Source organism: Aeromicrobium sp. Root344, from assembly GCF_001425755.1.
Lineage (GTDB): Bacteria > Actinomycetota > Actinomycetes > Propionibacteriales > Nocardioidaceae > Aeromicrobium.
Window position 1 is genome coordinate 3,148,215 of record NZ_LMDH01000001.1, and the last position, 20,459, is coordinate 3,168,673.

A 20,459-nucleotide genomic window follows, 5' to 3' on the forward strand; every position below is an offset into this window, starting at 1 on the left:
AACCACTTAAGTGACTCGCCGGTAGGTGAACCACTGGATAGGCTCGTGCAAGTGAGAAGAGCGAAGATCGTCTGCACCCTCGGCCCGGCCGTCGGTAGCGCCCACAAGATCCTGCAGCTGACCGAGGCGGGGATGGATGTCGCCCGGCTCAACATGAGCCACGGCGAGCAGTCCGACCACGAGCAGAACTACGCCTGGGTTCGCGAGGCCGGTGACAAGGTCGGCAAGGCCATCGCCGTGCTGGCAGACCTCCAAGGGCCCAAGATCCGGCTGGGCCGCTTCGCCGACGGACCTGTCCAGCTCGAGGTGGGCGGCACGTTCACGATCACGACCGACGACATCCTCGGCGACGTGCACCGGTGCTCCACGACCTACAAGGGCCTGCCCGGCGACGTCTCGGTGGGCGACGAGATCCTGATCGACGACGGCCGCATGCGCCTGCGCGCGTCGGCCGTCACCGACACCGACGTCACCTGCACGGTCGAGACGAGTGGCCCGGTCAGCAACAACAAGGGCATCAACCTGCCGGGCGTGATGGTCAGCGTCCCCGCGATGAGCGAGAAGGACATCGACGACCTGCGGTTCGCGCTGCGTCTCGGCGTCGACTTCATCGCGCTGTCGTTCGTACGCTCCGCCGACGACTACTACGACGTCAAGAAGATCATGGTCGAAGAGGGCATCATGCGCCCCGTCATCGCCAAGATCGAGAAGCCGCAGGCGGTCGACAACCTCGACGGCATCATGGACGCGTTCGACGGCGTCATGGTCGCGCGTGGTGACCTCGGCGTGGAGCTGCCGCTCGAGGATGTCCCGATCGTCCAGAAGCTCATCGTCGAGAAGGCCCGCCGCAACGCCAAGCCGGTCATCGTGGCGACCCAGATGCTCGAGTCGATGATCTCGGCTCCGCGGCCGACGCGCGCCGAGGCGTCCGACGTCGCCAATGCGGTGCTCGACGGCGCCGACGCGGTGATGCTGTCGGGTGAGACGAGTGTGGGCGAGTACCCGATCCACACCGTCACCACGATGGCTCGCATCATCGAGTCCACCGAGGAGCACGGCCTGCCCCGCATGGCCGCGTTCACGTGGAAGGCCAAGACCAAGAGCGGCATCATCTGCCGCGCCGCCGCCGACGTCGCCGAGGCCGTCAGCGCCCGCTTCGTAGTCGCGTTCACGACCAGCGGTGACTCCGCCCGGCGCATGACGCGCTACCGCTCCAAGGTCCCGGTCATCGCGTTCACGCCCGACCCGCTCGTACGCTCGCAGCTGGCCCTGAGCTGGGGCATCGAGACGTTCCTCGTCCCCGAGGTCACGCACACCGATGAGATGGTGCTGCAGGTCGACAAGGCGCTGCTGGAGATCGGCCGCTGCGCCGACGGCCAGCAGGTCGTCATCGTCGCCGGGAGCCCTCCCGGCATCCCGGGGTCGACCAACGCGCTCCGCATCCACAACATGGGCGATGCGATCAACGGCGTCGTGCCGGCCTACCAGGACACCGCGGAGTAGCACTCCTCGCACGTGGCACCCCTCAGTCGAGTCTCGGCCGAGGGGTGTTCTCTGTTGGGCTCCTTGAGCTTGTCGAAAGGGCGCTTCGACGGGCTCAATGGGCGGCTACGTTGCGTTGTCGGCTCACGCGTGCCGGCAGGCCGACACGGCGGCCTTCGGCCGTTGCTTCCCGGCACGGGTGCGAAGCCGAGCGAAGCGAGTGGCTGAGCCACCCGTGCCGGGTGCGGGACTCGAACCCGCACGCCCTTGCGGACAATGGTTTTTGAGACCATCGCGTCTACCATTCCGCCAACCCGGCCAGCTGCAAAGTAACCTTCTCACGTGACTGCTCAAGGCCCTGAATCGGGACGGCCCGCACCGCGTGTCGTGATCGCCGAGGACGAGGCGCTGATCCGCCTCGACCTCGCCGAGATGCTCGCCGAGGAGGGCTACGTCGTCGTCGGCCAGGCCGGTGACGGCGAACACGCGATCGAGCTCGCGATGCAGCACCGGCCCGACCTCGTCGTGATGGACGTCAAGATGCCCAAGCTCGACGGCATCGCGGCCGCCTCGCAGATCGCCCAGGCGCGCATCGCTCCAGTCGTCATGCTGACCGCGTTCAGCCAGCGTGAGCTCGTCGAGCGCGCACGCGACTCCGGTGCCATGGCCTACCTCGTCAAGCCGTTCACCAAGTCCGACCTCGTTCCGGCGATCGAGATGGCGATGAGCCGTTTCGCCGAGATCCGGACGCTCGAGCACGAGGTCGGCGACCTCACCGACCAGCTCGCGACCCGCAAGGCGATCGAGCGTGCCAAAGGCCTTCTGCAGGAGGCCCTGAGCCTCAGCGAGCCTGAGGCATTCCGGTGGATCCAGCGCACCGCGATGGACCTCAGGCTCACGATGCAGCAGGTCGCGCAGGGGGTCATCGACCACGGTCCCGAGCTCGGCTCGTCGGTCGATCCGCAGGCCTGATCCGCCCGGGTTACAAATTGGCTACGTTACCGGCCGTAATTGGCTCGTTGACCCAATTGACCCATGAAAAGACTAAGTTCATGGGTACGTACACGCACCCTGGCATGTGCCATGGGCTTTCTACATATCCGGAGGATTGATGAAACGCAGTACCCAGACGATCCGCCTCGCGGCCGTCGTGGCCGCGAGCGCGCTTGTTCTCGCTGCATGTGGCGGCGGCAGCGACAGCGACGGCGACAAGCCCAAGGCTTCTGGCGCTCCCGCAGCCAAGGGCGACGGGGTCCTCACGGTCGGCACGCTCCTGCCGTCGACCGGTGACCTTGCGTTCCTCGGCCCCCCGGAGTTCGCTGGCGTCGACCTCGCGGTCAAGGACATCAACGACGCCGGTGGCGTGCTCGGCAAGCCTGTCGCGCAGTCCAAGGCAGACTCCGGCGACGGTACGCCGAAGATCGCGCCCGGCTCGGTCGACAAGCTCCTCGCGGCCAAGGCCGACGTCATCGTCGGTGCAGCCTCTTCGAGCGTCTCGCTGAGCGTCATCGACAAGATCGTCGGCGCTGGCGTCGTGGAGTTCTCCCCGGCCAACACGTCGACCGCCTTCGACACCTACGACGACAAGGGCCTCTACTTCCGTACGGCCCCGTCCGACGTGCTCCAGGGCAACGTGCTCGGCAACCTCGTCCTCAAGGACGGCGCCAAGAACGTCGCGATCATCGCGCGCCAGGAGGCGTACGGTGAGGCGCTCGCCGACAACGTCGAGAAGACCATCAAGGACCAGGGTGGAACGGTCGCCGCGAAGGTGCTCTACAGCGTCGACGCGACGTCCTACACGTCCGAGATCCAGAAGATCAAGGACGCCAAGCCCGACGCGATCGTCGTGATCTCGTTCAACGAGGCCACCAAGATCATCCCCGGTCTCGAGGCTGCTGGCATCGGGCCCAAGGACGTCAAGACGTACTTCGTGGACGGCAACACCGCCGACTACAGCAAGGACTTCCCCAAGGGAACCCTGAAGGGCGTCAAGTCGACCTACCCGGGCGCGCAGCTCAAGGACGACTTCAAGTCGCGCCTGCTGTCGATCAACCCGAAGCTCAAGGACTTCACCTACGGTCCTGAGTCCTACGACGCGACGGTCCTGACGGCTCTGGCTGCCACGGCCGCCAAGAGCGACGACGGTGTCGCCCTGTCGAAGAAGATCAAGGAAGTCTCCGAGGGCGGCGAGAAGTGCACCGCCTACGCCGACTGCCTGGCGTTGCTCAAGGACGGAAAGGACATCGACTATGACGGTGTCTCCGGCCCGGTCGACATGAACGACACCGGATCCCCGTCGAAGGCCACGATCGGCATCTTCCAGTACGGCGAGGACAACACCTACAAGAACCTCGAGTACGTCACCGGCGTCGTCGAGTAAGTAGGCACAGCACCACAGCACCACAGCACCACAGCACCACAGCACCACCAGCAGGGCCCCGGCTCCGGCCGGGGCCCTGCTGCGTCTCGCCCGCTGCGGCGGTTTACCAAGAGGTCAGGGCAAGCTGCCACTCCACAGGGCGCGCGCACCGTGAGATGTGGCGGCTTGCCATGGGGAGTGGGTCGTCCACAGGTCTGGCGGCGTCGCGGCAGGGTCCACAGCTGTCGACGTCCCGGTATGCCGGACGGCTGACAGCCGGTCTGATGAGCCGATGGATGACCGAATCAGGACCCAGGCGCTCACCCGCGGCTACGTGACGCGCGCGCAGATCATCGACGCCGGCTATCGCGATCGGGACATCAAGTCCGCGTTGCGCGCAGGGTTGCTCGTGCGGCTTCGCCACGGCATCTACGCGTACGCCGACGACGTGGCGCGTTTGACCGAGGTCGAGCGTCACAGACTCACCGCCTTCGCCGTCATCGACCGGCTCGGCGACGGGTTCGTCCTCAGCCATCAGTCGGCTTGTGCCGCTCACGGGATCGATCAGCACGCCTCGCCCGACCATGACGTGCACGTGACGCGCCTCGACGGACGTGCCGGGCGACGAGAGGCCGGCGTGGTTCATCACGTCGGCGACGTACCCAGTGACGACGTGATGCGTGTCGACGGCCGACCGGTGATGCGCCCGGAGCGGGCCGTGTTCGAAGCCGCCACGATCTGCACGACGGAGTCGGGCATGGTCGCAGCCAGCTCGGCGCTACACCTCGGCCATGTCACGGCGGAGGGCCTGGAGGACACCGTGGGTCGCCTGGCGCGCTGGCCGGGTGCGAGGCACGCGGCCCTGGCCGTGCGGCTGTCCGACGGCAGGTGCGAGTCTGTCGGGGAGTCTCGTTCGCTGTTCATGATGTGGCGCGGAGGCATCCCCAGGCCTGAGCAACAAGTCTTGATCCAAGGCCCGTTCGGCGTCATCGCTCGCGTCGACTTCGACTGGGACGCCTGGCGCCACACCGGTGAGTTCGACGGGCTGTTCAAGTACGGGCGCCTCAACGTGCACGAGCTCGATCCGGGACGGGTGCTCACCGACGAGAAGGCACGCGAGGACGGCGTCCGGGGGACTGGTCGAGGCATGTCGCGGTGGACCTGGTCGGAGCTGCCGATGCGCCAGACCGTCGAACGCCTGCGGCTCGACCTCGACCGGTCGCGCACCCTCTATTGCCGCGGGCGTACGTACATCAGTCTCGGCTGAACCCCGCACGGCAAACTGCCACTCCACCAGGCGCGTGCGCCGTGCGAAGTGGCAGTTTGCCCTGACCTCTTGGTAAACCGCGAGAGGGTCAGTGTGCCTTGGCGAGCGTGCCGAGGTAGAGCTCGATGACCTTGGGGTCGTTCATCAGGTCGCGGCCCGAGCCGGTGTGGGCGTTGCGGCCCTGGTCCAGGACGTAGGCCCGGTCGCAGATCTGCAGGCAGCGGCTGGCGTTCTGCTCGACCATGACGACCGAGACGCCCGCGCTGTTGATGCGCTTGGTCTGGACGAACACCTCGTCCTGCAGAGCGGGGGAGAGGCCGGCTGACGGCTCGTCGAGCAACAGCACCGACGGGGACATCATGAGCGCCCGGCCCATCGCGACCATCTGGCGCTCGCCGCCGGACAGCGAGCCGGCCCGCTGGTCCTTGCGCTCGAAGAGCCTCGGGAAGATGTCGGTGACGTAGCCGAAACGCTCCTTGAACTTCTTGGGGTCGAGGTACATCCCCATCTCGAGGTTCTCCGACACGGTCAGCGACGGGAAGACGTTGTTGGTCTGCGGCACGAACCCCACGCCCGACGCGACGAGCTGGTCAGCGCGCAGGTTGGTGATGTCCTTGCCGTTGAGCACGACCGTGCCTTCGTGGATCTTGACGAGGCCGAACATGGCCTTGAGCAGGGTCGACTTGCCGGCGCCGTTGGGACCGATGATGCCGACCAGCTCGCCGTCGTGGCAGTGCAGGCTCGCGTCGTTGAGGATGTTGACGCCGGGCAGGTAGCCGGCGATCAGGTTGTCGGCGCGCAGGATGGCGCCTTCGGGTGAGGCGTAGTCGTCGACCATCAGCTGTTCTCCTCGGCTTCTGCTTCCGCTTCGAGCTCGGCCTCGGCTGCGGCCAGGATCTCTTCCTCGGTCTCGTGGGTGAGCGCGGCGTCGTGGTGCGCGCCCAGATAGGCGTCGATGACCGCCTGGTTGGCCATGACGGTGTCCGGCGGACCCTCGGCGACGATCTTGCCCTGGGCCATCACGACGACCCAGTCGGAGATGTCGCGGACCATGTCCATGTCGTGCTCGACGAACAGGACGGTACGTCCCTCGTCACGCAGCGACTTCACGTGCCCGAGGAGCGACTGCTTGAGCGCAGGGTTCACGCCGGCCATGGGCTCGTCGAGCATGATGAGCTCGGGGTCGACCATCAACGCGCGGGCCATCTCGAGCAGCTTGCGCTGGCCGCCTGACAACGACCCGGCGAAGTCGTCCGCCTTGGCGTCGAGCTTGAACCGGGCGAGCAGGTCCATCGCCCGATCGGTGTTCTCCTTCTCCTGGGCGCTCCAGAGACCGCGGAACAGGCTCGGGAGGAACTTCTCGCCGCGCTGGCCGGTCGCTCCGAGGCGCATGTTCTCGATGACCTTGAGCCGCGAGAGCACCTTGGTGAGCTGGAACGTACGGACCATGCCCTTGCGTGCGACCTTGTAGGGCGGCACGCCGTGCAGGCTCTGGCCGTTGAACGTCCACTCGCCGCTGTCGGGTTCGTCGAACCCGGTGAGCAGGTTGAAGAACGTCGTCTTGCCGGCACCGTTGGGCCCGATCAACGCCGTGATCTTGCCGCGCTGGATCTCGAAGTGCTCGACATCGACAGCGGTGAGGCCGCCGAACTTCCGGGTCACCCCATCGGCCACGAGGATGGAATCGGACGTGGTGCTCTGGGTGTCGCTGGACGGCTGCGTGTCAGTGGGCATCGATCGCCAGCTCCCTTCTGTCTCCGAAGATCCCTTGTGGCCTGTAGATCATGATCAGCATCAGTATCAGTCCCAAGAAGATGAGTCGCATCAGGCTGGCCTGGTCGTCGGTCATGATCGACTCCGGGATGGTCGGGTTGGCGCCCGACGTCATCTTGTCGAAGAACAGGTCGAGACCGCTGATGAAGAACCAGAAGATCAGGGCACCGGCGACGGGGCCGAAGACCCGCGCGGCGCCACCGATCAGCAGCACGGTGTAGGTGAAGAACGTCGTGTCGGTCGCGAAGTCCGAGGGAGCGACGTTGCTGGTCGCCAGGCCCGACATGATGCCGGCCAGGGCGCCGATGACACCACCGAGCACGAGCGCCTGCATCTTGTAGGAGTAGACGTTCTTGCCGAGGCTGCGGACGGCGTCCTCGTCCTCACGGATGCTCTTGAGGACACGGCCCCAGGGACTCCGCATGAGGAGGTAGACGAAGCCGCACAGCAGGAGCGCCAGGGTCCAGCCGACGATCATGATGAAGAAGTCGTACGACCTGAAGTCGAGGCCCAGGAAGTGCACACCCCCTGACGGGATGAAGTTGAGCGACCGCATGCCGTCGACGAAGCCGTAGCGGCCGTCCTGGCCGCCGAACTCGTCGTTGAGCGCGGCCGAGCCGAGCACCTGACGGATCGCCTCTGCTGCCGCGATCGTCGCGATCGCGAGGTAGTCGGCTCGGAGCCGCAGCGTCGGCACACCCAGGACGAGGGCGAGGACGACCGCCATCAACAGGCCGACGATCAGGCTGGGGAACAGCGGCCAGCCCCAGGTCTGGATGAGTGAGCCGAGGGCGTAGCCACCGACCATCATGAATGCGGCTTGACCGAAGTTGAGCAGTCCGGTGTAGCCGAAGTGGATGTTGAGTCCGATGGCGGCGAGGCAGTAGATGATGGCGCTCGGGCCGATTCCCTGCTCGATCGCACCGGAGAGGACGCTTGACCATTCCATGGTTTTCTCCCTTCCTAACCGACGCGCTCTGCTCGACCGAGCAGACCTTGGGGACGGACCAACAGGATCAGCACGAGCACGACCAACGCGGTGACGTACTTGAGCTCGGACGGCAGGATGATCGACGACATCTCCACGAGAAGGCCGACGATGATGCTTCCTGCCATCGTGCCCCAGATGGTGCCGAGACCACCCAAGGTGACGGCGGCGAACACGAGCAGGAGGATCTTGTTGCCGACCTGGTAGTCGAAGCCGTTCGTCAGGCCCCACATGATGCCGGAGAGGCCGGCGAGCGCACCGCCGACGATCCAGATCGTCGTGATGACGCGGTCGACGTCGATGCCGGAGGACGCCGCGAGCGCGGGGTTGTCGGAGACGGCCCGCGTCGCCTTGCCGAGTCGCGTCCGCTGCACGGCGAGCGACACGGCCACGAGGACCACGACGCAGACCACGGCGATGTAGAACGCCTTGGGCGAGATGCCGATCGAGCCGATGTTCCACAGCTTGCCGGCCGGAACGCCGGTGTACTGGTGGTTGTCGGCCCCGAAGAAGTACTGGTAGATGTTCCGCAGGAAGATCGACAGGCCGATGCTGACGATCATCATCGCGATGAGGCCCGTGCCCCGGCCGCGCAGCGGTTTCCACAGCAGCCGGTCGTTGGCCAGGCCGAAGACGCCCGACAGGATCACCGCGAGCAGGGCAGCCGGGAAGAACGCCCAGCCCCATTGGTCCTGGAACAAGAACGCGGCCAGCGCACCGAACGTGATGAGCTCGCCGTGCGCGAAGTTGGTGAGGCCGGTGGTGCCGAACACGAGCGACAGACCGAGGGCTGCGAGAGCGAGCAACAGTCCGAGGAAGATGCCGTTGATCCCGCTCTGGCCGATCTCGGTCAGCTTGCCGACCGAGTTGTCGGTCGCCGGGCCGATCGCATAGCCGATGCGGATGTCGGAGTCGGTCTTGATCGTGATCTTGAGCGTGGTCTTCTTGGGATCTCGGAGCTCGGCGCCCTCCGGCAAGGTGTCCGTGTCGATCTTGACGGTGATCTTCTCACCGAGCAGGTCGATCGGGGCGCCGGGCAGCGCGATCGAGAACGCGCCGTCGGGACCACTGGTGCCCGACGCGATCTCGGCGCCGTCCTTCTCCACAGAGATCTTGACGCCAGGCACCGGTTTCGCCGGATCGGTGCGGGTGTCAGAAAGCTGTCCGTTGACGTCGATCGTTTCGTTGGTCGCCGCCTGGGCAGGCGACGTCAGGCCCAACAAGAGGACCCCCATCACGATCGAGAGCAGTGCCGCTGTTCGCAGTCGCACGCATGACTCCTGTCCGCTGATGCACGGGTTGGTTCAAATGTGATCCTCGGACTATAGCCACATGCGAGAGTCACGCACGTCACAACCGGGCCTCCCAGGTAACAGTTGAGTTTCGAGACGCCGTGTCAGTGCACGACGACGGCGATCTGGCACAGGAGCGGCGCGATCACGAGAGCGGGCAGGAGGTCGGCGACGTGGATCGACTTGAGCTCGAGCAGCCGGAACGCGACGCCGATCAGGATCAGCCCTCCGGTCGCCGTGAGTGCTTCGAGGTGTGCGTCAGGCAGGAATGACCCGAGCAGGGCGCCGAGCACCGTCAGGGAGCCCTGGATGACCGCGACCGACACCGCCGACGCCATGACCCCGATGCCGAAGGACGCCGCGAACGCCAGGGCGGCGAACCCGTCGAGCGACGCCTTGAGCAGCAGCTGGTCGGCGCCGTTGCCGAGTCCCTCGTTGATCGACCCGAGGATCGTCAGGGGCCCGATGCAGAAGACGAGCGAGCTGATGACGAAGCCTTCGATGAACCGTTGCCGACCCTCGGCGGCATCGCCGGGGGTGAGGCGGCCCTGCAGCCAGCCGCCGAAGTCCTCGAGGCGGTCCTCGAGCCGCAGCACCGAACCGATGATCCCGCCGAAGACGAGCGAGCCGAGGACGATCAGCGTCGCTGCGCCCCGGTCGACGGCGTGGACCAGGCCCGGTGAGCTGACGGCCATGGCGGCATCCGCGGCGATCAGGAGCGTGACGAGACCGAGCGCGGACGTGACGGTCGAACGTACGCGAAGACTCAGCCGGTGGCCGATCAGGAGACCCAGTCCCGAGCCCGCGACGACGGTCGCCACGTTGGTGGCTGTGCCGAACCCGACGAACATGTAAGGTCTCCTTCGACAATTGAGGTTTCAACCGGGTACGCCCGCAGCACCCCGCGCGTAGTGTGTCATTTCTACGCCTGCGACGGGTGCGCGGGAGTTCTGGACTCGAGACAAGGGACGTGCATGTCGGCTCGACCGCACATCGTGCTCCGCGACGCAGATCGCGAAGACGCGCATGCTCTCGTCACCCTTTGGGCCGAGTGCGCCGGTGCCAGCAAGGACGAGGGGTCCGAGGCCTTCACGCAGCAGGCGCTGTGGCGCGAGCCCGGCGTCGCCGAGGCCGCTGCGGCCCTCGAGCTCAACCTCGGGCACCACGACAAGCGCATCATCGTGGCTCTCGTCGACGGCGAGATCGTCGGCGCCACGGTCTGCACCGTCGGCACCCTGACCCCCATCAACCTGACGCGGGTCCTGATCATCACTGAGATCCAGGTGTCCCCGCGGTTCCGCCGCAAGTCGGTCGCGTCGACGTTGCTGTCGGCCGCGGCGAGCTACGGCGAGGAGCACAACTGCGAGATCGTCGTCGCCTCCGTGCCCGTGCACTCGCGTGAGCCCCACCGCTACCTGACCAAGATCGGGTTCAACCAGATCGCTGTGCTGCGGGCGATCCAGGCCAGCAAGCTGCGGTCACGCCTCACCATGAAGGCCACCAACTCGCGTGACACCGGCAAGCTGATCGCCGTACGCCGCACGCTTCGCCGGCGCACCGACGCCCGCGGTCACTCGCGCACCTGACCCGCTGACCGACCCCTCGCGGTTCGTCAGACCCGGCGACTAGAGTCGACCGGGTGGACCGCCTCCTGCTGATCGACGGCCATTCCGTCGCCTACCGTGCCTTCTTCGCCCTCCCCGTCGAGAACTTCTCGACCACGACGGGCCAGAGCACCAATGCGGTGTTCGGGTTCACGTCGATGCTGATCAACGTGCTGCGCGACGAGAAGCCGACGCACGTGGCGGTCGCGTTCGACGTCTCCCGCAAGACGTTCCGCCTCGAGCAGTACGCCGAGTACAAGGGCAACCGCTCCAAGTCGCCGCCGGAGTTCACCGGCCAGATCCCCTTGATCAAGGAGATCCTCGACGCGTTGCACATCACGACGTTCGAGAAGGAGGGCTTCGAGGCCGACGACATCATCGGCACGCTGACGACCCGCGCCGAATCCGCCGGCATGGACGTGCTGATCTGCACCGGTGACCGCGACGCGCTCCAGCTCGTCTCGGACAGGACGACGGTCCTCTACCCCCGCAAGGGTGTGTCCGACCTGGCTCGCATGACGCCGGCCGCGGTCGAGGAGAAGTACTCCGTCACCCCTGACCACTATCCCGACATCGCCGCCCTCGTCGGCGAGACCAGCGACAACCTGCCCGGAGTGCCCGGCGTCGGGCCCAAGACCGCAGCCAAGTGGATCAATCAGTACGGCACCCTCGAAGCGCTCGTCAACGACGTCGACAACGTGCCGGGCAAGGCCGGTGAGTCGCTGCGGGAGCACCTCGACAGCGTGCTGCGCAACCGCAGCATCAACGCGCTGATCCTTGACCTCGACCTGCCCGCTGGTCCCGCCGACCTCGCGTTCGACACCGTGTGGGACCGCGAGGCGATCCACACCGTGTTCGACGCTCTGGAGTTCAACGCGCTGCGCACCAGGCTGTTCGAGGCGTTCGGTGAGGTCGAGCCCCAGGCCGAGGAGGGCTTCGACCTCGAGGGCGTGACGCTGGCGCCGGGCGAGGTCCCGGCGTGGCTCGACACCCACTCCAAGTCCGGCGCCCGTCTCGGACTCCACGTGCAGGGCTCGTGGGGACGCGGCACCGGCGACGTCGTCGGACTCGCCATCGCCTCCGACGAGTCAGCGGCCTGGATCAACACCGACGACATCACTTCGGACGACGACGTCGCGATCGCGGCCTGGCTCGCCGATCCCGAGCGTCCCAAGGTGCTGCACGACGCCAAGGGGCCGTCGTTGGCGCTCGAGGCCAAGGGCTGGCCCCTCAGGGGGGTCGCTGCGGACACGGCGCTGTCCGCCTATGTCGTCCGGCCCGACCAACGGTCCTACGATCTCGGTGACCTGTCCCTGCGCTATCTCAAGCGCGAGCTGCGCGACGAGTCCGACAACTCCGGCCAGCTGACCCTCGACACCGACACGGTCGGCTTCGAGTCCGGCATGCTGCGGGCTCGCGCGACGCTCGACCTCGCGGCGGTCCTCGACGAGGAGGTGGAGCAGGCCAGCGGCACGGCGTTGATCCACGACGTCGAGCTGCCGCTCGTGGCGACGCTGGCTCGCATGGAGCGCACCGGCATCGCGATCGACGACGACCACCTGATCGAGCTCGAGTCCGAGTTCGCGGCACGCGCCCAGAACGCCGCCTCCGAGGCCTTCGCGGCGATCGGCGGCAAGGAGATCAACCTCGGCTCGCCCAAGCAGCTGCAGGTCGTGCTGTTCGACGAGCTCGGCATGCCCAAGACCAAGAAGACCAAGACCGGCTACACGACCGACGCCGAGGCGTTGCAGCAGCTCTACGTCAAGACCGAGCACCCGTTCCTGCAGCACCTGCTCGACCACCGGGACGTGACGCGACTGCGTCAGACGGTCGAAGGGCTTCGCAAGTCGATCTCCGACGACGGACGCATCCACACGACGTACGCCCAGACGATCGCGGCGACGGGGCGCCTCAGCTCCAACGACCCCAACCTGCAGAACATCCCGATCCGCACCGCGTCGGGCCGCCGCATCCGCGAGGCGTTTTGCGTCGGCGACGGATTCGACACCCTGGTCACGGCCGACTACAGCCAGATCGAGATGCGCATCATGGCGCACCTGTCCGAGGACGCCGACCTGATCGCGGCGTTCAACTCCGGCGAGGACTTCCACACCGTCATGGCGGCCAAGGTGTTCGCCAAGGAGCCCAGCGAGATCGACGGCGGGCTGCGGGCACGGATCAAGGCGATGAACTACGGCCTCGCCTACGGCCTGTCGTCCTACGGGCTCAGCCAGCAGCTCAACATCTCGACCGGCGAGGCGCAGGGCCTGATGGACGACTACTTCGAGCGTTTCGGCGGGGTGCGGGACTACCTGCGCGGGCTCGTCGACGAGGCCCGGCAGACCGGCTTCACCGAGACGATCATGGGTCGTCGGCGCTACCTGCCCGACCTGCAGAGCGACAACCGGCAGCGTCGCGAGATGGCCGAGCGCATGGCCCTCAACGCCCCGATCCAGGGATCGGCCGCCGACATCATCAAGGTCGCGATGCTGGGTGTCGAGCGCGCACTCGACGCTGCCGGGCTCACCTCACGCATGCTGCTCCAGGTGCACGACGAGCTCGTGCTCGAGGTCGCGGCAGGGGAGCGCGAGCAGGTCGAGCAGCTGGTCCGGGACCAGATGGCCTCGGCCGCTGACCTCTCGGTGCCGCTCGACGTGTCCGTCGGAGTCGGGCGCACCTGGCACGAAGCCGGTCACTGACCCGCTGAGCGCTCCGGTGGGTGGCTCGGCGCGAACACGAACACCGCGGCCGCCAGTCCCGCTGCGACCAACGCGACGGTGAGGACGAGGCCCGTGATGCCGACTCCCAGCCCGTACGCCGCGGCGAGCACCGCGACCACGGCGCCCCAGATCATCACGACGATGCCGTGGGCGTGGCGGGCGAGCGCGTCGAACACGAGCAGGTGCACGATCGCGAGGCACGAACCAGCGACCGCGAACAACCAGAGGCGACCGGTGACCTCGTCATACTGATGACCGCCGACGAGGATCAGGGCCACGCGGGGGAGCGCGGCGGTCGCGAGCACCGCGAGGGAGCCGAAACCGGCGACCAGCGAGACCGCGCGCAATCGGGCGTGGTGCGTCGTCGCGCGCGCGAGGTCGGGGAACAGCACGACGCTGACGAACTGCGGGAAGAACAGCGCCGCCTTGGCGAGGATGAGGCCCGAGGCGTACAGGCCGCTCTCGTGCTCATCGAAACGGTTGCGGGCGATCAGTGAGTCGAGGTTGCTGAGCACGAAGTACGCCAGGAGTGCGTGCGTCGAGAACATCGCCTCCTTGAGCAGCGGGCGCCGACTGATCGTGGCGCCGTGGCCATGGCCGATCATCAGGCGAGCGCCGGCGAGAGCGGGCAGCCACGAGCCGATCGCGATGCCGATCATCGCGGAGTTGACGCCGGGGGAGATGACGAGTGCGAGCGCTCCGCCGAGCAGGCGTCCGAGGCCGTTCCCGACATAGATCGCGGTGAGGGCGCCCCATCGGGCGGTGCCTTGCGCGATGCCGGACTCGGCGCCCATGACGGTCAGCGGCACCAGCGTCGCGCCGCACAGGAGCACCGCCCAGTGACTGTCGAGCTTGAGCACAGGAGTCAGGACGAGGGTCGACGCCGCGACGAGGAGGCCGACGGCGGACGCGACGATGACCGTGATGCGGACGGTGGCGTCGATGATCGCGTCCTGGTTCGCGGGGTCGATCGCGAGCCGACGGGCCGTCACGGCTTGCAGACCCAAGGACGCCACCGAGCCGACCAACAGGATGCCGAACAACGCCGTGAGAGCGCCGAACTCCTTGGGCAGCAGGGCCCGCGCCGCGATGACGTTGAACCCGTAGACGGCGATGTTCATCGTCATCATTCCGGCCGCCACGAGGGTTCCGCCCGTCATCGTCGCGCGCGTGGTCCTCGAGGTCACCTCGACAGCGTACGGAACTCCTGCGGTCACAGCCGCATCAGGCGCGCCAACGACGAAAGTGCCGCAAGGTTACGCGGAGATTTCGTGAGTGACCCGCGGCCATGGTCAAATACGTGCTGGAGGGAGTCAGCAGCTAGGACTCACGTGCGCTGAGGGGCGCCACCTAGTGCTGCACACAATCATGAATTCACGTGTCATCAAGGGAGCCGTGCTCGCGGTCTTCGGTGCGTTGACGATCGCGTTCGGGCATCTGTTCGGCCTGGACCTCGATCAGGTCGCGCTGCTGGGGATCACGCTCGGCGCCGTCATCGGCCTCGTGCCGGATCGCTCGCTGGTCGAGCGCCTGCTCGGCTTCGCCGCCGGTTTCGTCATCGCCTACGTCGGCTACGCCCTGCGGGCCGGTGTCCTGCCGGACACCGACACGGCCCAGGCCGTCGCGGTCTTCGGTGTGATCATCGTCGCCATGCTGGTCTCGGTCGCCACGGGCAGCCGCGTGCCGCTCTGGGCGATCCTGGTCGGTGGCGCCGCGATGGTCGGTGCCTACGAGCAGACCTACGCCGCGTCGCCGTCGTTGTTCCTGACCGACGCCCCGACCGCCGCGACCACCGTGCTGCTCGCCTCGGCGATGGGTGTCGTCGGCTCGATCCTGCTCGGAGAAGAGATCGTCGAGTCGCGTCACCGCGAAGAGACGTCCCGTCACCGCGACGAGGTGTCCGCATGAGGAACCCCATCCGCAGGCGCAGCGCGGTCCTCGCGATCGGCGTCTTCTCCCTGTCGGCAGCGGCAATGGCTCCCGGAGCCTTCGCCGCCGGCTCGGACGACGACGTCAAGGTGTCCAACACCGAGACGGTCCAGGTCGCGATGGACGCGTCGGGCAAGATCGACGCCCAGCGCATCTACGAGCAGCTCGTGCTGACCGGCAAGGGCAAGGTCGACGTCGCCAACCCGATCTCGACCAAGGGATTGCGCAACCTCGACGGCTTCGGCGGCTACGACGTCAAGGACGGCGCTGTCCGGATCAAGACCGATGTCGACGGCACCAAGAAGTACCGTTCGGTGTCGGACTTCACCAAGAAGCTCCCGCTCGACATCAAGGTCACGTACACCCTCGACGGGAAGAAGATGGACCCGTCGGACATCGTCGGCAAGTCCGGCACGCTCGAGGTCCGCTACGTCATCACCAACGTCACCGGCACGACCGAGGACGTCCCGTTCACCAACGGTGAAGGCAAGACCGAGACGTCGCCGCAAGAGGTCGTCGTCCCCATGGTCGGCACGCTCGACACGACGTTGCCGTCCAACTTCACCAAGGTCGTTCCCGACGGCGCCAACGCAGCCGGCGACGGCCGTGGCGGCACGATGCTGTCGTTCACGATGACGCTGATCCCGCCGATCGGGAAGGCCACGGCCGAGATCGGCTACACGGCCAAGGTCAAGAACGCGACGATCCCCAAGGCTGACATCTCGGCACTGCCCGTGAACCCGCTCGAGAACGTGTCGTTCAAGGGTGGCGCCGAGGCATACAAGGGTGGCGCCGAGACGGGCCAGGACCTGACCGCCGGGGCGACCGAGATCAACGCCAACGTCCTCAAGCTGCGCGACGGTGCGAGCGAGCTGGTCGCCGGCATCCTCCAGCTGCAGGACGGCGCCAACCAGCTCAGTGAAGGCCTCCAGAACGAGGCGGCGCCGGGTGCGGGCAAGCTCGCCAAGGGCGCCGGCGATCTGGACGCCGGTGCGGGCAAGCTCGATGCCGGTGCTGGCAAGCTTTCGGACGGACTGGCTGAGGCCAAGAACGGTGCGCCCGCACTCCTCGACGGCGTCGCCAAGCTGAAGGCTGGTGCGTCGAAGGTCGATGCCGGGCTGGTCAAGCTGCGCGACACCGTCAACGCCGGTGGGGGCGACTTCAACGCGCAGTTCGGCGCTGCTGTCGATGGCGCGATGACTGCGACGCTCGATGGAATCCTGCCGAAGCTGAACGGTGCGCTGGACGGCCTGAACGGTTTGATGCAGGCAAGCGCTGCGACCGCCCAGGAAAAGGGAGTGTTCTCGGCGAACGTCACAGGCACGAAGGCTGCGCTCAAGGCCGGCATCGAGGGTGCACTCAAGACCCAGCTGGCCCCGCAGCTCAAGGCCGGAGCGGCCGGCGGCGTCAAGCAGCTCACCGATGGCGTGGCAGGCGGTGTGGGCTCGCCCGATACGAAGGACACCCTCCGCAACGGCGTGGCTCAGATCATCGGCGGACTCACCCAGCTCAGCGACAAGGGCGGCGACCTGGTCGACGGCCTCGGGCAGCTGAGCGCTGGCGCTGACCAGCTGCGAGCCGGCACCGGGGATCTGCAGGACGGCACCGGCCAGCTCTCGAAGGGCGCCGGCGACCTGGCCAGCGGACTCGACACAGCTGCTGCCGGATCCGGCAAGCTCGCGGACGGTCTGGACAAGGCCGCCGAAGGTGCGCCGGCACTGCCGGAGGGTGCTGACCGGCTCTCGAAGGAGGGCACCAGCAAGGTCGTCGAGTCCGGCAACGAGACCGCGATGGACTTCGGTCAGCGCTACGCGCTGCTCGAGGCCGGCGCCAAGCGGGCGGCGACCGCGCAGCCGTACGGCAGCCCCGAAGGTGCCACGGCCCTGACGGCGTACAAGTTCGAGATCGCCGGCGAGGACGGCTCGGACGCGGCCAACGTCAAGCGTGGCCTCGCGGCAATCGCGCTGATGGTCGCCGCCGGCGGCTTCGCCACGATCCGGCGACGCGGACTGATCTAGGTCGGCCAGGACGGTGGCGCCGCGATGGGAGCCGCGGCGCCACTCCGTCTGGTGTGCTCAGGTGTTCTAGGGTGAGATTCCTATGACCGTCGCTCCCGCTGCCGCGCTGTGCACCTTCGTCGACCGCTCGCCGACTCCGTTCCACGTCTGCGAGACCGTCGCATCCGAGCTCGAGACCGCAGGCTACGTCCGGGTCCGCGAGCAGGACGCGTGGCCGACCGGGCCGGGGCGGCACTACGTCATCCGTGGCGGATCGCTGGTTGCCTGGTCGACCGAGTCGAGCCAGGCGCCGGGTGATGCGTTCCGCGTCGTCGGCGGCCACACCGACAGCCCCAACCTGCGGCTCAAGCAGCACCACGACCTGGCGCCCGAGGGCCTCGGCGTCGTGGCGCTCGAGCCCTACGGTGGTGCGTGGCTCAACTCGTGGCTCGATCGCGATCTCGGGGTCGCCGGCCGACTGGCGCTGCGGGACGGCACCGAGCGCCTGGTCCACGTCGACGAGCCGGTGCTCCGGGTTCCGCAGCTCGCGATCCACCTCTCGGCCGAGCGCAAGGGCGTCGAGCTCGACCCGCAGCGACACCTCAACGCGATCTGGTCGACCCAGGCCGGCGAGTTCCTCGAGCTCGTGGCCGGGCAGGCAGGCGTGGCCAGAGGCGACATCCTGGGGTTCGAGCTCATGGCACACGATGCCACCCCGAGCGCCCTGACCGGTGCGCACACGGAGCTCGTCTCGGCGCCCCGGCTCGACAACCAAGTCACCTGTTTCGCCGGATTGCGGGCTCTGCTCGACGCCCAGCCGGTCGACGGCATCCGCCCTGTCCTGGCCCTGTTCGACCACGAGGAGGTCGGCAGCACGTCGGAGCGTGGCGCCCAGTCAGACCTCCTCGCCACCGTGCTCGAGCGCATCGTGCTGGCCGCTGGCGGCACGCGCGACGACTACCACCGCGCGATCGCGTTGTCGGTGTGCGCGTCGGGCGACATGGCGCACGCGACGCATCCCAACTACGCCGAGCGGCACGAGCCGCTGCACCACATCGCGATCGGCGGGGGACCGGTGCTCAAGGTCAACGTCAACCTCCGCTACGCCACGGATGCGCCGGGGGCCGCGGTGTTCGCCCTCGCTGCCGAGCAGGCCGGGGTGCCCCTGCAGCGCTACGAGCACCGGGCCGACCTGCCGTGCGGCTCGACGATCGGGCCGCTCAGTGCGGCGCGTACGGGCATGCTGACGATCGACGTGGGCGCGCCACAGCTGGCGATGCACTCGGCGCGCGAGCTCATGGGCGCGGCGGATGTCGACACGTACGCCCGTGCGCTGTCGGCGTTCTTGTCACCCGCCTGACCCGCCTTCCCGTGCAGGACCCCCGTCGCGTACGATTGGACCTGCGCTGATGGCCTGTACGTACCTCGGACAGAGCAGGCCCGTGCTCGTGCCCATGTCGGGCGAAGCCCGCCGAACTCCTGGTGGGCGCCTCTTCTCGACTCATCACGATCCAAGGGCTGTCAGACGTGCCCGACAATTCCACCCATCCATCGGAGCAACTCCTCTATGTCAAGCAGTCTCGCCACACCCCACGTAGCACCACAGGTCGCCGTCAACGACATCGGCTCTGAGGAAGACTTCCTCGCCGCAATTGACCTCACCATCAAGTACTTCAACGACGGCGACATCGTCGAAGGTGTCATCGTCAAGGTGGACCGTGACGAGGTTCTCCTCGACATCGGCTACAAGACCGAGGGCGTCATCCCCTCCCGCGAACTTTCGATCAAGCACGACGTCGACCCCAACGAGGTCGTCTCCGTCGGCGACAACGTCGAAGCTCTCGTCCTCCAGAAGGAGGACAAGGAAGGCCGCCTCATCCTGTCCAAGAAGCGTGCGCAGTACGAGCGCGCGTGGGGCGACATCGAGAAGATCAAGGCCGAGGACGGCGTGGTCGAGGGCACCGTCATCGAGGTCGTCAAGGGCGGCCTGATCATGGACATCGGTCTGCGCGGCTTCCTGCCGGCGTCGCTGGTCGAGATGCGCCGCGTGCGCGACCTCGATCCCTACATCGGTCAGAAGATCGAGGCCAAGATCATCGAGCTCGACAAGAACCGCAACAACGTGGTCCTGTCGCGCCGTGCCTGGCTCGAGCAGACCCAGTCCGCCGTGCGCCAGAACTTCCTCACCGAGCTCCAGAAGGGGCAGGTCCGCAAGGGCGTCATCTCCTCGATCGTCAACTTCGGTGCGTTCGTGGACCTCGGCGGCGTCGACGGTCTCGTCCACGTCTCCGAGCTGTCGTGGAAGCACATCGACCACCCGAACGAGGTCGTCCAGGTCGGCGACGAGGTCACCGTCGAGGTGCTCGACGTCGACATGGACCGTGAGCGCGTCTCGCTGTCCCTCAAGGCGACGCAGGAAGACCCGTGGCAGCACTTCGCCCGTACGCACCAGATCGGCCAGATCGTGCCGGGCAAGGCGACCAAGCTGGTCCCCTTCGGTGCGTTCGTCCGCGTCGAGGAGGGCATCGAGGGCCTGGTGCACATCTCCGAGCTCGCCGAGCGTCACGTCGAGATCCCCGAGCAGGTCGTCCAGATCGGCGACAGCGTCATGGTCAAGATCATCGACATCGACCTCGAGCGTCGCCGCATCTCGCTGTCGCTCAAGCAGGCCAACGAGACCGAGGCCGCGGTCAGCGATGACTTCGACCCGACGCTCTACGGCATGACGTCGTCCTACGACGCCGATGGCAACTACATCTACCCCGAAGGTTTCGATCCCGAGACCGGCGAGTGGCAGGAAGGCTTCGACGAGGCCCGCGCCACGTGGGAGAAGCAGTACGCCGAGGCGCACGAGCGCTGGGAAGCCCACAAGAAGCAGATCGAGGAGGCCGAGAAGGCCGGCATCGAGGCTTCCGAAGCGGCCAACTACTCCTCGGACACCGCAGCCGGTGACGACGCTCCGCAGCAGGAGGGCTCGCTGGCCTCGGACGAGGCGCTTCAGGCGCTCCGCGAGAAGCTCACGGGCGGCGAGTAACACTCCGCCGCATG

General features: G+C 67.2%; 16 protein-coding genes and 1 tRNA gene. 10 read left to right on the plus strand and 7 right to left on the minus strand.

The window, feature by feature from the left end:
- Positions 1 to 51: 51 nt before the first annotated feature.
- Positions 52 to 1,503: a pyruvate kinase gene (pyk, locus tag ASC61_RS15565; protein WP_056213406.1), complete on the plus strand. Its 1,452-nt coding sequence runs from the start codon at positions 52 to 54 to the stop codon at positions 1,501 to 1,503.
- Positions 1,504 to 1,718: 215 nt separating this feature from the next.
- Here the strand turns inward: pyk and ASC61_RS15570 are convergent.
- Positions 1,719 to 1,801 (minus strand) — tRNA-Leu (locus ASC61_RS15570).
- Between the two features lie 23 nt (positions 1,802 to 1,824).
- Here ASC61_RS15570 and ASC61_RS15575 point away from each other — a divergent pair.
- The 3 genes from ASC61_RS15575 (at position 1,825) to ASC61_RS15585 (ending at position 5,108) form a co-directional block, all read left to right on the plus strand.
- Positions 1,825 to 2,454, plus strand: coding sequence for an ANTAR domain-containing response regulator (locus ASC61_RS15575; protein ID WP_056213408.1), 630 nt, complete (start codon positions 1,825 to 1,827; stop codon positions 2,452 to 2,454).
- 139 nt (positions 2,455 to 2,593) lie between these two features.
- Positions 2,594 to 3,862, plus strand: a complete 1,269-nt coding sequence (locus tag ASC61_RS15580) for an ABC transporter substrate-binding protein (protein WP_056213409.1) — start codon at positions 2,594 to 2,596, stop codon at positions 3,860 to 3,862.
- Positions 3,863 to 4,133: 271 nt separating this feature from the next.
- Positions 4,134 to 5,108, plus strand: coding sequence for a type IV toxin-antitoxin system AbiEi family antitoxin domain-containing protein (locus ASC61_RS15585; RefSeq protein WP_056213411.1), 975 nt, complete (start codon positions 4,134 to 4,136; stop codon positions 5,106 to 5,108).
- An 88-nt stretch (positions 5,109 to 5,196) separates the two neighbouring features.
- Here the strand turns inward: ASC61_RS15585 and ASC61_RS15590 are convergent, their stop codons facing one another.
- The 5 genes from ASC61_RS15590 to ASC61_RS15610 form a co-directional block, all read right to left on the minus strand.
- Positions 5,197 to 5,946 (minus strand): ABC transporter ATP-binding protein, encoded by a 750-nt coding sequence (locus tag ASC61_RS15590; RefSeq protein ID WP_056213413.1) that lies wholly within the window; start codon positions 5,944 to 5,946, stop codon positions 5,197 to 5,199.
- Complete coding sequence (locus ASC61_RS15595; RefSeq protein ID WP_056213415.1) at positions 5,946 to 6,842, minus strand: ABC transporter ATP-binding protein; 897 nt, start codon at positions 6,840 to 6,842, stop codon at positions 5,946 to 5,948. Before ASC61_RS15595 ends, ASC61_RS15590 begins: the two co-directional genes overlap by 1 nt.
- Entirely contained in the window at positions 6,832 to 7,830 is a 999-nt protein-coding gene (locus ASC61_RS15600; protein ID WP_056213416.1) for a branched-chain amino acid ABC transporter permease, read from the minus strand. The genes ASC61_RS15595 and ASC61_RS15600 overlap by 11 nt, the downstream gene beginning before the upstream one ends.
- Positions 7,831 to 7,844: 14 nt before the next feature.
- Positions 7,845 to 9,140 (minus strand): ABC transporter permease subunit, encoded by a 1,296-nt coding sequence (locus ASC61_RS15605; protein ID WP_056213418.1) that lies wholly within the window; start codon positions 9,138 to 9,140, stop codon positions 7,845 to 7,847.
- Positions 9,141 to 9,265: 125 nt separating this feature from the next.
- Complete coding sequence (locus tag ASC61_RS15610; protein WP_056213420.1) at positions 9,266 to 10,012, minus strand: DUF554 domain-containing protein; 747 nt, start codon at positions 10,010 to 10,012, stop codon at positions 9,266 to 9,268.
- A 123-nt stretch (positions 10,013 to 10,135) separates the two neighbouring features.
- Between ASC61_RS15610 and ASC61_RS15615 the strand changes: the two genes are divergently transcribed.
- The gene (locus tag ASC61_RS15615; RefSeq protein WP_056213422.1) at positions 10,136 to 10,747 is read left to right on the plus strand and encodes a GNAT family N-acetyltransferase; all 612 of its coding nucleotides are present in this window, start codon (positions 10,136 to 10,138) and stop codon (positions 10,745 to 10,747) included.
- Positions 10,748 to 10,800: 53 nt separating this feature from the next.
- On the plus strand, positions 10,801 to 13,464 hold the full coding sequence (gene polA, locus ASC61_RS15620; RefSeq protein WP_056213424.1) for a DNA polymerase I: 2,664 nt from the start codon (positions 10,801 to 10,803) through the stop codon (positions 13,462 to 13,464).
- Here polA and ASC61_RS15625 read toward each other — a convergent pair.
- Entirely contained in the window at positions 13,458 to 14,672 is a 1,215-nt protein-coding gene (locus ASC61_RS15625; RefSeq protein ID WP_157439518.1) for a polysaccharide biosynthesis protein, read from the minus strand. The two genes, polA and ASC61_RS15625, sit on opposite strands and share 7 nt — an antisense overlap.
- A gap of 181 nt (positions 14,673 to 14,853) precedes the next feature.
- On the opposite strand from ASC61_RS15625, the gene ASC61_RS15630 reads away from it, so the two are divergent.
- From ASC61_RS15630 to rpsA, 4 genes are all read left to right on the plus strand, one after another.
- The gene (locus ASC61_RS15630) at positions 14,854 to 15,393 is read left to right on the plus strand and encodes a hypothetical protein (protein WP_056213427.1); all 540 of its coding nucleotides are present in this window, start codon (positions 14,854 to 14,856) and stop codon (positions 15,391 to 15,393) included.
- Positions 15,390 to 17,432, plus strand: a complete 2,043-nt coding sequence (locus ASC61_RS15635) for a hypothetical protein (protein WP_056213429.1) — start codon at positions 15,390 to 15,392, stop codon at positions 17,430 to 17,432. Before ASC61_RS15630 ends, ASC61_RS15635 begins: the two co-directional genes overlap by 4 nt.
- A gap of 82 nt (positions 17,433 to 17,514) precedes the next feature.
- On the plus strand, positions 17,515 to 18,771 hold the full coding sequence (locus ASC61_RS15640) for a M18 family aminopeptidase (RefSeq protein ID WP_056213431.1): 1,257 nt from the start codon (positions 17,515 to 17,517) through the stop codon (positions 18,769 to 18,771).
- A 207-nt stretch (positions 18,772 to 18,978) separates the two neighbouring features.
- Positions 18,979 to 20,445 (plus strand): 30S ribosomal protein S1, encoded by a 1,467-nt coding sequence (rpsA, locus tag ASC61_RS15645; RefSeq protein ID WP_056213433.1) that lies wholly within the window; start codon positions 18,979 to 18,981, stop codon positions 20,443 to 20,445.
- Positions 20,446 to 20,459 lie beyond the last annotated feature (14 nt).

Excerpts from the sequence above, each read along its gene's own strand:
- ASC61_RS15580 (WP_056213409.1), top strand. The coding sequence starts at position 2,594 with ATGAAACGCAGTACCCAGACGATCCGCCTCGCGGCCGTCGTGGCCGCG.
- ASC61_RS15585 (WP_056213411.1), top strand. The coding sequence starts at position 4,134 with ATGGATGACCGAATCAGGACCCAGGCGCTCACCCGCGGCTACGTGACG.
- ASC61_RS15590 (WP_056213413.1), bottom strand. The coding sequence starts at position 5,946 with ATGGTCGACGACTACGCCTCACCCGAAGGCGCCATCCTGCGCGCCGAC.
- ASC61_RS15595 (WP_056213415.1), bottom strand. The coding sequence starts at position 6,842 with ATGCCCACTGACACGCAGCCGTCCAGCGACACCCAGAGCACCACGTCC.
- ASC61_RS15600 (WP_056213416.1), bottom strand. The coding sequence starts at position 7,830 with ATGGAATGGTCAAGCGTCCTCTCCGGTGCGATCGAGCAGGGAATCGGC.
- ASC61_RS15610 (WP_056213420.1), bottom strand. The coding sequence starts at position 10,012 with ATGTTCGTCGGGTTCGGCACAGCCACCAACGTGGCGACCGTCGTCGCG.
- ASC61_RS15615 (WP_056213422.1), top strand. The coding sequence starts at position 10,136 with ATGTCGGCTCGACCGCACATCGTGCTCCGCGACGCAGATCGCGAAGAC.
- ASC61_RS15630 (WP_056213427.1), top strand. The coding sequence starts at position 14,854 with ATGAATTCACGTGTCATCAAGGGAGCCGTGCTCGCGGTCTTCGGTGCG.
- ASC61_RS15635 (WP_056213429.1), top strand. The coding sequence starts at position 15,390 with ATGAGGAACCCCATCCGCAGGCGCAGCGCGGTCCTCGCGATCGGCGTC.
- ASC61_RS15640 (WP_056213431.1), top strand. The coding sequence starts at position 17,515 with ATGACCGTCGCTCCCGCTGCCGCGCTGTGCACCTTCGTCGACCGCTCG.
- rpsA (WP_056213433.1), top strand. The coding sequence starts at position 18,979 with ATGTCAAGCAGTCTCGCCACACCCCACGTAGCACCACAGGTCGCCGTC.